8 protein-coding genes are annotated in these 12584 nt (G+C 59.0%); 2 read left to right on the forward strand and 6 right to left on the reverse strand.

The genetic code is table 11. The annotated features are described in order from the left end of the window. Nucleotides 1–680: 680 nt before the first annotated feature. The 5 genes from FXB41_RS22690 to FXB41_RS22705 form a co-directional block, all read right to left on the reverse strand. Nucleotides 681–890 (reverse strand): hypothetical protein, encoded by a 210-nt coding sequence (locus FXB41_RS22690; protein ID WP_219683264.1) that lies wholly within the window; start codon nt 888–890, stop codon nt 681–683. Beyond that, on the reverse strand, nt 887–1075 hold the full coding sequence (locus FXB41_RS40925) for a hypothetical protein (RefSeq protein WP_246649049.1): 189 nt from the start codon (nt 1073–1075) through the stop codon (nt 887–889). The genes FXB41_RS22690 and FXB41_RS40925 overlap by 4 nt, the downstream gene beginning before the upstream one ends. A gap of 129 nt (nt 1076–1204) precedes the next feature. Then, entirely contained in the window at nt 1205–2440 is a 1236-nt protein-coding gene (gene clpX / locus FXB41_RS22695) for an ATP-dependent Clp protease ATP-binding subunit ClpX (protein WP_219683265.1), read from the reverse strand. A 673-nt stretch (nt 2441–3113) separates the two neighbouring features. Beyond that, entirely contained in the window at nt 3114–3554 is a 441-nt protein-coding gene (locus FXB41_RS22700; protein WP_219683266.1) for a winged helix-turn-helix domain-containing protein, read from the reverse strand. Between the two features lie 621 nt (nt 3555–4175). Beyond that, on the reverse strand, nt 4176–4811 hold the full coding sequence (locus FXB41_RS22705) for a response regulator transcription factor (protein ID WP_219683340.1): 636 nt from the start codon (nt 4809–4811) through the stop codon (nt 4176–4178). 289 nt (nt 4812–5100) lie between these two features. On the opposite strand from FXB41_RS22705, the gene FXB41_RS22710 reads away from it, so the two are divergent. Continuing rightward, complete coding sequence (locus FXB41_RS22710; protein ID WP_219683267.1) at nt 5101–5403, forward strand: hypothetical protein; 303 nt, start codon at nt 5101–5103, stop codon at nt 5401–5403. A 384-nt stretch (nt 5404–5787) separates the two neighbouring features. Further along, complete coding sequence (locus FXB41_RS22715; RefSeq protein WP_246649050.1) at nt 5788–6189, forward strand: response regulator transcription factor; 402 nt, start codon at nt 5788–5790, stop codon at nt 6187–6189. Here FXB41_RS22715 and FXB41_RS22725 read toward each other — a convergent pair. Further along, entirely contained in the window at nt 6155–12577 is a 6423-nt protein-coding gene (locus tag FXB41_RS22725; RefSeq protein ID WP_246649051.1) for an AAA family ATPase, read from the reverse strand. The two genes, FXB41_RS22715 and FXB41_RS22725, sit on opposite strands and share 35 nt — an antisense overlap. Nucleotides 12578–12584: the final 7 nt, after the last annotated feature.

Raw genomic sequence — 12584 nt, forward strand, 5'->3', positions numbered from 1 at the left:
TGGCTCAAAGCTTCATCCGTCTTATGCTCACGACTGGCCTTCCCACACTTGCCCACTCAAGAGCACCATGCCCATTCGATCCAGCACCGTCGTCACCGTCGTCCAATGGCCCTGAGGAAGGGCGGCCGGTCCCCGGGGGGAAGGACCGGCCGCGGGCGAACGACGGCGAAGGGGGATCGCCGCGCGCCTAGCACTTGGGAAGCTGTCCGCCTCCGTGATGCAATTTGCTATCCGACGAGCAACGCCGGCGCGAGTGAAGCAATCCAAATCTCAGCAAATCGTGTCAAATGCGTTGCCGACCGACTGGTACGCTCTGAGAGGTTGCCTGCGAGCAGTCTGAAGAAAGGTGACGTCGCTGATGCCGATCGAGACCGGCAGCCTTCGGCTCCGGCACGCCAACTGGTCGCGGACATACCCTGCCTGCCTGACACACTGCGAGAACTTCAAGATCTTTGGTGATTTCGGCCTGTACATGATGCTAGCACCGATCTCAATTGCCGCAGGTGCGGGCGCGTCAGAGCCAGGGGCCACAAAGCAGATCGGCAGGACGGAAGAGGAGAGCAGTTCAAGGGTCGACCGAATGAGCGCACCCGCCAGCAAAAGACGAACCCAAGCGACCATGTTCCAAAATCGACGCCATGATATATTACGCTGAGTTGGGGAGCTCGCTGTTATTTTACCTAAGCCCCCCTGTTATCCTTTTTACCGAACACGCAGCGCCATGCCGCAAGGCGCTCGGTCGGATGCTGATTCATCCAGTCGGCGAGCTGCGGTGCTCCGATCAGACAGGACTGCATCGAGACATCCGCGAAGTCCGAGGTGGTGACGGTCTGCTCGTGGCAATTTGCCGGTGAAGACAAACTGCAGAGCACAGCGATGATCGCGATCATGATAGGTCCCCCTCGCCGCGATCGGTGTCTGCGCCGCTGCGCATATGGCTGGCGAATGCCTTGTTCCGCTGCTCGCGGGCGGGATCAGACGGCGGAAAGACGCTGTCGTATATCGCTCGGGCTTCTCGAATGAGGCGAGTTCGCGCGCGCTCCGACTTTGGGACAAATCGAACAATCTTACTCATGTTTTCACTTCCATTCCATCTGATAAGGAAGGTCAGTCGGTGTCGAATTGGAAGGCCGGTGCAGGTAGCAACGAACGGACGAAACATTCGTGACGGGGCCGTAAGGCAGCTTCGGTTAATTCGGTCGAGTCAGTACGCCATGGCGCGGCTCTCCGCGGCGCGGTCGGAAAGGTCCGCGTAGATGTAGAGCGGACGCGCCGTTCCCTCGATCGCTTCGCGGGAAATCACGACTTCTTCCACACCTTCGAGGCCCGGCAGGTCGAACATGGTCTCGAGCAGGATCGCCTCGAGGATCGAACGCAGTCCACGCGCACCGGTCTTGCGCTCGATCGCCCGGCGGGCAACCGCGCCAAGCGCCTCGTCGGCGAAGGTCAGCTCGATGTTCTCCATCTCGAACAGGCGCTGGTACTGCTTCACCAGCGCGTTCTTCGGCTCGACCAGGATCTTCTTGAGCGAAGCCTCGTCCAGATCCTCCAGCGTCGCCACGACGGGCAGACGGCCGACGAATTCCGGGATCAGGCCGTACTTCAGCAGATCCTCAGGCTCGACGTGACGGAAGATCTCGCCGGTGCGGCGGTCTTCCGGCGCGAGCACCTGAGCCGCGAAACCGATCGAGGTCGACCGTCCGCGTGCCGAGATGATCTTTTCGAGGCCCGAGAACGCACCACCGCAGATGAACAGGATGTTGGTGGTGTCCACCTGCAGGAATTCCTGCTGCGGATGCTTGCGGCCGCCCTGCGGCGGGACCGAAGCCACCGTGCCTTCCATGATCTTGAGCAGTGCCTGCTGCACGCCCTCACCCGACACGTCGCGCGTGATCGAGGGATTGTCGGACTTGCGGCTGATCTTGTCGATTTCGTCGATATAGACGATGCCGCGCTGGGCACGCTCGACGTTATAGTCGGCGGCCTGGAGCAGCTTCAGGATGATGTTCTCGACGTCCTCGCCGACATAGCCGGCTTCGGTCAGCGTCGTCGCATCCGCCATCGTGAACGGCACGTCCAGGATGCGGGCGAGCGTCTGCGCGAGCAGCGTCTTGCCCGAGCCGGTCGGACCGATCAGCAGGATGTTCGACTTCGCAAGCTCGACGTCGTTGTGCTTGGTCTGGTGGTTGAGGCGCTTGTAGTGATTGTGCACCGCGACCGAGAGGACCTTCTTCGCATGGTTCTGTCCGATTACGTAATCGTCCAGCACCTTGCAGATTTCCTTCGGCGTCGGAATGCCGTCGCGCGACTTCACCAGCGAGGATTTGTTCTCCTCCCGAATGATGTCCACGCAAAGCTCGACGCATTCATCGCGAATGAAGACGGTCGGCCGCGCGAGCAGCTCGCCGAGTGTATCGTTGGAGAGTGACTGAACTGTCATCGCGGCCTCAAACCACATCCAGGGGGTTATGAGCGGGAAGCTGATCATTTGCGGACCTTGTGCATTGTCACAGACAGCGAGGATCATCTGCCGCATTTCGTTGCCAAAAGGTGTTTGAACGCGTTAATCACGGAATCGATCGCAGTTACGATCCGCGCGCCTTCAGCGTCGTCAGCAGTGGCTTGCCGCAGCATCAGGGACTCATAGGATGAGGCGACGTAAGTGCGACAAGTCTTGTCACTGTCGGTCGCATTATCGGGCTTGCTGGGTAGAGTCGCCGAGACTGCGCGAGCGGCATAAATTCTCTCGTTTAACGTAGACGCCGCGGCAGGCCCGGGAATTGTAGATGCATTGATCATAGCAGAAGCGATGAGAACAGTGATTTTCCTCATGAGCGTACTCCAGAACGCGAGTTGTCGCGAGGAGGCTTACATTTCTGCCGTCCATCTTCTATTGCACGTAGGCTGTCCAAGGTACGGCTGTAGTTGTCGTCACATAAACGTTGGCTTAGAAACGGCGAGTGACGGTTGCTGGCTGAGGTGCCGCCGCCGTTGCCCGACGACTCGCGAACAGCGCGAGGATTGTGGTCAGCCAAACGCCGATCGCGAATCCCCACGAGCAATCCCGCTACACTGAACGGCTGCTCTGTTATTATCGCGACCACAGTAATGCCTCACCTGAATGTCGCGGTACTTCGCCAGTTTCGCTCATTTTCGTGTGTCGATATAGCGACTGGGGCGACGAAACAGTAGCCTCGTCCAGGGATGTTGAGGATGAAGCGGTTCGTATCCTGACCGTCACGCAGCGCGCGACGCAGCGCTGACATGTGAACCGTGAGGTTGGCTGGCTCAACGAAAACATTCGGCCAAACGCGAGCCATCAAATCCTGCTTGCTCACCAACTCTCCGTGGCGTTCAAGCAAGGCAATCAGGATTTCCAGAGCGCGACTTCCGAGACGCACGGGCTTGTCGCCCTCCAGCAAAAGGAATTGAGTTCGAAGCAGGCGAAACGGTCCGAACGAAATTTCGGTTGGCGTTGCGCTCGCTGGTTCGGTTCGTCTCTCAAAGAGTGGAAGAAATTGCTCCAGACGTCCGAAAGCTGTAGTCGATTGCATATTGACCTCGCTTGCTTTGACAGGGCTAATCCCCGGAAAATGCTAGCGAGGCCTAATCTGACGATCTGGAATGCCGGGAGCTATTCCACGCAGGTGGCGCGCAATCACGGATTTGGTTGTATTGCGTAAACCTAGATTTACAAGCCAGGAGACGGCGTCAATCGGGCGGCAGATTGTAAGTGCTATAGCGGGATCGAGTCAGGTTGGTGCCGTAGACTAGATCAATTCGCGATGGCAGCGTTTGGTGCAAATCACAGGAGTCACCCAACAGAAACCCTTCAGCCTACCGCGCATCCGCGCGGCACTTCATGATGAACCAGTTGGTATAATTGGCTATGTCCGGATTCAGTAATGCTAGCCTCCCTCCGTACATTCGCGCCATACCGATGTACGACAAAGTCGGGTCCCTCTGTCGTATCGATCATTCGATCGGTGTTGACACAGCAGTCCATCTCTTCGCTTCCTCCGGACTCAGTGAAGAGATCAAAGCGGAACCGGACGCGCCAGTGGCAGATGCAAGAAGCGACCGCCGGCCTTTTCTCCTGGTTTGCTTTTGGAGATTGCTCGACTGCTTAGCCCATCCGGCCGCGTGAAATAGCACATCGCGCAAAAACGCGCACCTTAGGAGCGTTGCGGCGTGTCGGGCACCAGATTGAGCTTGTCAGCCATCCGGCCGAGTTCTGGAAGCGAACCGGCCTGCATCTTTCGCATCGCCCTGCTGCGATGCACCTTGACCGTGGCTTCGGCAATGCCGATCTCGTGGGCGATCTGTTTGCTCAGTCGGCCGCGCGCCACCTGAATTACGATCTCGCGCTCCCGAGGGCTTAGGGAGGCGAAACGCTGCCTAAGGGAAACCATGTCCTTGTCATTCTCCCGCCGTGCACGATCACGGGCCAAGCCAAGTTGGATCGCATCGAGAAGATCCTGATCGCGGAACGGCTTGGTCAGGAACTCAATCGCACCCCGCTTCATTGCCTGCACCGACATCGGTATGTCACCGTGGCCGGTCACGAAGATGATCGGGATTCCCCTGTTGGCCGCAGCTAGCTCGCGCTGGAAATCGAGGCCGCTCTGGTCGGGCAATCTGATATCGAGCACCAGACAGGTGGCGCAATCCGGCGGATCGGATTTCAGGAAGTCGGAAATGGAGGCAAATAGCAGAACATTGATGCCGAGCGATCGCAGCAGGCGCCCGACCGATGCGCGGAGATCCGGATCGTCGTCGATGACCAACACGGTGGAGGTTCCGTCAGACATCGCAGCCACTCGGAAGAGATCGCGAAGGTTAGCCAGCATTTTGGTTTGCACGTCCGGCAGACCGTGCATTTCTAATCCCAATCCTGGAACCTGAACAGCCCCTTTCTTGCTGAAGAATGCGGGCAGGGTACACCAAAGCTTACGCGCGCTGACACAGCTCGCACTCTTCCGACGCTCGGGGCCACTTTCGGCTGAAGTTCGATCGCTGGTCGGTCTAAAATCTGGTGATGAAAGCTGCCCATCAGCTCGCGTATGCTGCTCGTATTCAGCGCTGGCCGCGGATGGAACCATGCTTTACATCGTCGGGCGACGCCTTCTCGGCTCGCCGCTCGTAGTCGTCGGCAAGAGCCTTAAGCTGAGCCGCAATCGTTCGGTCCGCGATGGTTTTGGTGGCGCAAAGCAAAGTCCGCGCGGTCTTCAAATATTCGTTGCCTCGTTGCGAGATCTGAAGAGTCATGAGGCCCTCGTGCGATTTTCGGGGGACTGGTCGAAAGCGACTTGGAACCAGCCCATCCAATTGTGGTCACTTTGGCGGCGCGCCTTAAAGCAATCGACGCACTTCCTGGAGCAAAGCTGCGTTCGTCACGAATAATGCCGGACGAGACCAAACTTGCCGTGACAGACTGCGCATCGCGGGGCCTTATCAGACCCATGACGTTCGAAGCTGTAAGGCATTGCTTCCTCCTTTTGGGCTGTGCGCATTTTCGACGCAACAACACTAAGAGGATCGTCATCGACGACTCAATTGGGCACAGGTTGAGATCAGGCATCCTAAGGGCACGGGACGATAATACGAAAGCTTAGGGCGCGTGGACGACTCCAGGAGTTTGCCAGCAGCGATCCCGGGAATACTTTCGTCCGGCGGGAGCCTCGATCACAGCCACGCCCGATTGGCTTCAAAAATACCGTCCAGATAAGCCAAAGTTTACGGGGCACAGGCTGCACGCTGGTGGCATTCTCTCAGGTATCAACGGCCATGGGCGGTATGATGAAAAAGGTCCTGATTTCGGTCGTTGAAGATGATCGGTTCCTTCGTGAGTCCATGGGCAGGCTCATGAGGTCGATGGGCTATACCGTCGACATTTTCGCGTCTGCGGCCGATTTTCTCGCCTCCCCGCGACTTGCCGAAACAGCCTGCCTGATCGCCGACATCCATATGCCTGCTATGACCGGCCTCGAACTCTACCGCCGACTCATCGATACGGACAACGCGATACCGACGATCCTCGTGACGGCCTTTCCCAATGATGCTGACCGGGCGCGCGCCCTGAATGATGGGGTCTTGTGTTACCTGCCTAAGCCGGTGGATGAGGACCATCTCACACAATGTGTTTGCGTGGCTCTCAGCTCGGCGGGCTCGCCTGAACAGGAGTCGTGAACTCCCGTTCCGCTCCCGGCAAGGTGAACTGGAATACGACGCCGCGGGGTTCGTTCGTCTCCACCCATAGCCTGCCGCCATGAGCGTGGATGATAGACCGGCAGATCGACAGCCCCATGCCCGTTCCACTGGGCTTCGTAGTGTAGAAGGCTTCAAAGATCTGGTCGAGACGCTCCGGATCAATGCCCGGCCCGGAATCGCGCACGGCCACGACGAGGCCTGCTTGATCCTCCTGTGTGCTGATCAACAGCTCTCTCGCCCCCTCCTCCACCGAATCCATTGCTTCAGCGGCATTCAGAATCAGATTCAGCAAGACCTGTTGCAGCTGAACGCGATCTCCCAGAACCGAAAGTACTCTCTCTCCAAGCCGGGTCTGGACCGCAACGCCATGCCTGAGGGTCACGCTTCGAGCCAATGCGATTACTTCGTTGATAGCCACGTTAAGATCAAAACGCTCTTTCCGCGGCGGCTCCTTCTTGATTTGCTCTCGGATGCGATCGATGATTTCTCCGGCCCGATCGGCATCTCCGACGAGACAGGAAAGCGCTTCGCTCACCTCAGCCACGTCCGGCGGCTGCATGTTCAGAAAATTCTGGGCCGCCCGGGCGTTGTTACGTGCGCTGGCGATCGGTTGCGCGATTTCGTGCGACAGTGAGGCTGCTAACTCTCCCATCGTGCTTACGCGGTTCATGTGGGCGAGATTCGCCTCGCTCTCCCGCAATGATTCCTCAGCTTGTTTGCGCTTTGTCACATCTACAGCGGTACCGACAAACTGGATGAGCTCGCCGTCTTCGTTGAGAACCGGATGGCCCGAGGCACTGATGTGCCTAACTGTTCCGTCTTGCAGAAGAACCCTGTACTCGGCGTAGCTGTCAATTTTTGTGCGAAGCGACTCCTCAAATTTCTCCTTGACCCACTCGCGATCCTCGGGGTGGATTTGCAGTCGAAAATTTTCTCGAGAAGGTAGGCTCGACTGTGGATCCAATCCGTAAATGTGGAACATTTCCTCGGAACAATACAGCACCTGTTCCGTGCGGGGATCCCAAGCCCAACTGCCTGTATGCGTCAGCTTCTGCGCTTCAGCCAAATAGTCCTTACTTCGCATCAGAGCTTCCTCGGTGCGCTTGCGTTCGATGAACTGACCGATCTGGCTGCCGATGGTGGCCACCATGTCGAGCAGCTCCTGATCGGGTTGCCTGATCTCGCGGCTGAAAAACTCAATCACGCCCAAGAGTTCGCTCCCGAGCAGGATAGGAAAGCCGATGGCCGCGTGTAGTCCTTCGCGTTCGGCGATGGGTCCGCGCGGCAAGTTCTTATCAAGAGCGACATCGGGAATGTATGCGGGCTTAAGGCTTGACCACACCCGGCCCGGTAGTCCCACCCGTCTATCGAAGGTGAACTGCCAATCGGCTCTTTCAAATTCCGGGATTTCTATCGACGCTTTATGCCAAAGCTCGACACAGCGCAGCGCCTCGGCCTTCCGGTCCACTCGCCAGAGCGCGCCTACGTCCCATCCCAGACACTCGCCCATAGCCCGCAATATTCTCGGAGTGACCTCCTCGATCGTGGCCGCTTCCGCCAAGACCTGCGCGACGGTGTGCTGCACGCGGAGGCGTTCCTCTGCGCGCTTGCGCTCGGTCAAATCGAGCACGAATGCAAGGCCCTCGTCGCCTCCTTCTTTGAACAGAGCGGCGCCAACAAGCACAGGAACGCGACTGCCGTCTTTCCGAAAATACTCCTTCTCGAAGGGCTGAACTATCCCGGTTGAGTTCAGCTCTGCTTGAGTCAATATGTCGCGCTCGCGCCATTCGGGCGGGGACAGCTCGGTCCGGCGCACGCGGCCCGAAACCAGGTCCTCACGGTCATATCCTACGATACGTAGAAACGCATCATTGGCTTCAATAATCCGACCTTGGCGATCGGCGATGAAGATCCCGATGATGTTGGCGTCGACCAAACGCTGAATCTTCCCTTCGCGATCTGCGACGTCGCGATAAAGCCGCGAATTTTCGAGCGAGATCGCCGCCTGCGAGGCGAGCACCTTCAACAAAGCGACGCGATCGGGCGTAAAGACTCTGGGTGTCAGATTGTTCTCCAGGTAGAGAATGCCCGTAAGCCTTCCCTGGTTGATTAACGGAAAACAGAGAATAGAACGGAGATGATTCTCAACGATGTAGGGATCGGCAGAAAATGGATTTTGAGATGACGCATCGTCGAGAACAACGCTTTCCCGGGTGCGCAGGACATAGTGCAGCACCGACTGCGGCAGCACTGTCGCAGCCACGCCCTCGTCGCGCAGATGCACGGCCACTAAATCGCCATCGGTCGTGCCTTCGGCGGCGATCCGCTGCTCAGCTCCGTGTGAAAGGATCAACAAGCCTCGTTCGGCTCCCGCCTGTTCGAGAGCTGTGCGCATAAGCATTTCGAGCAGCTTCTCCAGCACGATCTCGCCCGATATGGCTTGCGAGACCTTGATCACCGTTGCGAGATCGAGTTTCTCGATCGACGCTGCGATCGTGCTTGTCGAAGCAGGTGCGGGCTCCTCCGTTCTGAGGCACGGATACATCGCTTCGAGTTGGCCCACCTTGCCGTCCGCGCCCCAGCGCAGGTAGCAGTCGCGGGCGTTTCGCAGATACAGCTGCGCGATTTGCTGGAAGCCGCGCGCGGTGTAAAAGCGCGCCGCCAACTCATTGGCGAGCGCCTCGTTGTGGACAAAGCCGTTTGCCTGCGCCGAAAGGATGGCTTGTTCGTAAAGGTTCATGGCATCGAACGCGCGGCCATCAATCCGGGCAATCTCCGCGCCAACCAACGCAGCGCGGTTCTCGAAGTTTTCCGCACAGTGTTCCGCCCATGCTTCGAGTTGCTTGTGGTGGGCCACAAGAGCCTCAAAATGTTGCTGCCTCTCCTCCGGAGGGGCGCGATGGCATGACGCCGCACGAGCAAGCGCATCGTAGAAACTAAACTCCGCCGTTTCGAACATTGACGGTGATGTCCACAGCAGCCGTTGCGCTCTCCCTGAAGCCTCGAGGGCGCCCGCGTTATCACCGGCGAAGAAGCGCGCCTGCAGCTTGCGGATCCAGTACCAGCCCTCGGCCAGCGCCAAAGCCGGGTTATTTGCTAAATCGTGTTCGAAGAGATGCTCATCGAAGCCCTGTTCGTCAAATGAGCCGAATGTCGGCGTCAAGCCGCGGAGAGTCCGAATCAATCCGAGTTGAGTTCGGACGCGGTCAATGACGAGACGGAACCGCATCTTCAGCGCAAACGTGAGACCACGCTCGGCGTCGCGTTGCACTTCACCGAGAGGATCGCCCGCCGCGAGAAGGTTTGTGTTCAGGTGGGCGTAGCAGGACGCCTCTTGAGGGAGATCACCGCTTTGATTTGCGGTTTCGAACGCGCGCTGCACCAGATCGCGGCCATCCCGGATATGTCTCGTCCAAGGAATCACCAAGCTCCCAAAGTTGAGAAAAATCCTGGTCTGAAAGCGCTTCAGCCCTCGCTTTTCGACCAAATCATACCCGAGCTGCCCGAATCGAGATCCGGCCTGGTAGTCGCCGAAGCGCGGCCCAGCGATAAAGCCAAGCACTGAATAGGCCAAGCTCGATGCGTCACAGTTGCCACTCTCGAGGCTAAGGTTGACTGCCCGGCAGGTGACAAGGGAAAGCAGGTTCGCATCCGTGTACAAGGCAGGCAGCGCGAACTTGATCAGAACATCGAGGGTCGCGAGGGATACCGGGTCGCTCATCAAGGGTAGCTCGACGAGCGCCTCGATCGGGCGATCTCCTATTGTTGACCAGATGCGCTGGTATTCGCGGCGCGCTTCTTCCGCTGTCGGATGCGGCGACCACTCAATGCCGAAATTCCGCAGGAAATCGATACCGACCGCGACCGCGCGGGAGCTCTGATCGAGGGTCACGTATAGATCGACGCGCAGACACGCGACCGTCGCTCGCTCGGCCATATCTGTGGCGTGGGCCGAAAGCGCTTCCAAGCGCTGCTCCGCTTCCGCCAGAGCACCGGTCAGAAACTCGCATTCGGCCCGATTCAGTTCCAGCGCGAAGCGAAGCTCGCGCCGGCGCGCCCAGCAATCCTCGGCCAACAGCGCGGCGCCGGCGGTGAGATAGTTCAGCGCCGAGACGTATGCAGTTGAGGCTTTGGCGCGCTGGCCCGCGAGCAGATTGAGCGCGGCGAGCTGCTCGCGCTCCTGCATCGAGGTCATTAAGCTCGCCCCACGATTGAGCTGATTGACGATATCGAAGATCGCTTTCTCCGATTCCTCGGGAGGTGTATGCGCTGCGAGCAGTCTCCCTATTCGAAGATGTGTCTCGCCGCGCAGTTCCTCCCGGATCAGCCCATAGGCGGCCTCCTGAACGCGATCATGGACGAACCGGTAATGGCCTGCCACACGCTCGACCAACTCCTGATGGCGGGCCGGCCACAGAGCCGTGTCGAGCTGCCCCTCCGAAATCCCGAGGACCATCGAAAGTGCTGTGCTCTCGGCAACGTTTCCGAGACAAGCCAGCTGCTGTAGTGCATTCTGCGCCTCGCTCGGCAGGCGGGTGAGTTTCCCGATCACAAGATCGACGACGTTGTCGGTGTACCTCTTGGCTTGAATGCGCTCGATATCCCAGGACCAGCGCGCGCCGTCATGATCGAATGTGAGTAATCCTTCCTCGACGAGCGATGACAGGAACTGAATGGCGAAAAACGGATTGCCGCCGGTCTTCATGTGCACCAGCTTCGCAAGCGGCGCAGCGCGCTCTAACTTGCAGTGAAGAGCGTCCGCAACTAACTGCCCAAGGTGCTCTCGGGCGAGCGGCGACAGCTTGATCTGCGAGACCTTTCCGCCCGCGGCATTGATGGCTTCGAGCTTTCTCATTAGCGGATGCGCCGCAGCGACTTCGTTGTCGCGATAGGCGCCGATCAGCATGAGGTGCTCCAGATCTGGCCGCAACAAGTCCTCCAGCAGATCGAGCGTCGCCGCGTCGAGCCACTGCAGGTCGTCGAGGAAGAGAGCTAGTGGCTGGTCCGGCCGCGCAAATGCGCCAATGAAGCGCCGAAATATGACTTGAAAACGGCTTTGTGCCTGCTGTGGCGGTAACTCAGGAACCGGTGGCTGGTCTCCGATAATTAGCTTGAGTTCGGGTATGAGGTCGGTCACGAGCCGCCCGTTCGATCCCAGCGCCTCTGAAAACGCGTGGCGCCAGCTTGCCAACTCGGTTTCGCTCTTGCTGAGGAGAGGCCGGACGAGACTTTGAAAAGCCTGCACCAGTGTCGCGTAAGGGATATCGCGCTTGTACTGGTCGAACTTGCCAGACGCGAACAGGCCGCGCGACGGCACCAGCACCTTGTGCAGTTCGTCGACGACTGAGGACTTGCCGATGCCGGAATATCCTGAAACCAGCACCAACTCTGGCACACCGGTCTTGATGATGCGATCGAAGCAGGAAAGCAACGTCGCGATCTCACGATCTCGTCCGTACAGCTTTTCGGGGATCAGCAGCTGGTTCGGCGTGTCCTGCAGGCCGAGCGGGAACTCATCGATGCGGCGGCGCGCTTCCCATTCCGCCAGGCAGCGTCGCAGATCGCGCTCGACACCGCCGGCGGTCTGGTAACGATCCTCAGGTGTCTTGGCGAGCAGTTTCATGATGATCGCAGAGACTGGTGCGGAGATACTCTCTAACCGCTTCCCCGGCGGCACCGGCTTTCTGGCAATATGGCAGTGCACCCACTCCATCGGATCGGCCGCCATAAAGGGCAGAACGCCCGTGAGCATCTGGTACAGCGTGACTCCGAGGGCGTAGAGATCGCTGCGGGCGTCGATCGAGCGGTTCATCCGCCCGGTTTGTTCGGGGGCCATGTAGGCGAGCGTACCGGCGATGGTCTCTGGCGGCTCGGGTGCCTGCCTCTCGCGGGACAGGCGCGACGCAATGCCAAACCCGGTGAGACGCACGTGTCCATCCGCGCAGTCCACCACGATATTAGCTGGCTTGATGTCTTTGTGGATGAGCCCACGCTGATGAAGGTTACCCAGAGCCGAGGCAATGGCGATAGCCAGGCGCAAGAAGCGTCCTACCTCCATGGGCCCACCGAGCAAACGGTCGAGCGGCTCGCCGCCTGGATCATCGAGCACTAGCACGGTCCGACCGGCGTCGCGCGTGAGGGCCAGCGGCCGCACCGCCCATGACCCCTCGAGCTCATCTTTCAGCTCGTATTCGAGCGTGAGACGATCGAGTCTTGAGCGGGAGGCTGCAGGGGCAACAAGCAGCACGGCGATCCGGTTGCCATTGTCGTCCAGTCGCCAGCCACGGCTGAACACGCGCTCGCCGTCCTCCCACAAAACCTGAGAGCTACCATCCGAGTACGCGACGTTCAGCCACTGCTCCACCATCTGTCAC

This window comes from Bradyrhizobium canariense, from assembly GCF_019402665.1.
In the GTDB taxonomy this organism is placed as follows: Bacteria; Pseudomonadota; Alphaproteobacteria; order Rhizobiales; family Xanthobacteraceae; genus Bradyrhizobium; species Bradyrhizobium canariense.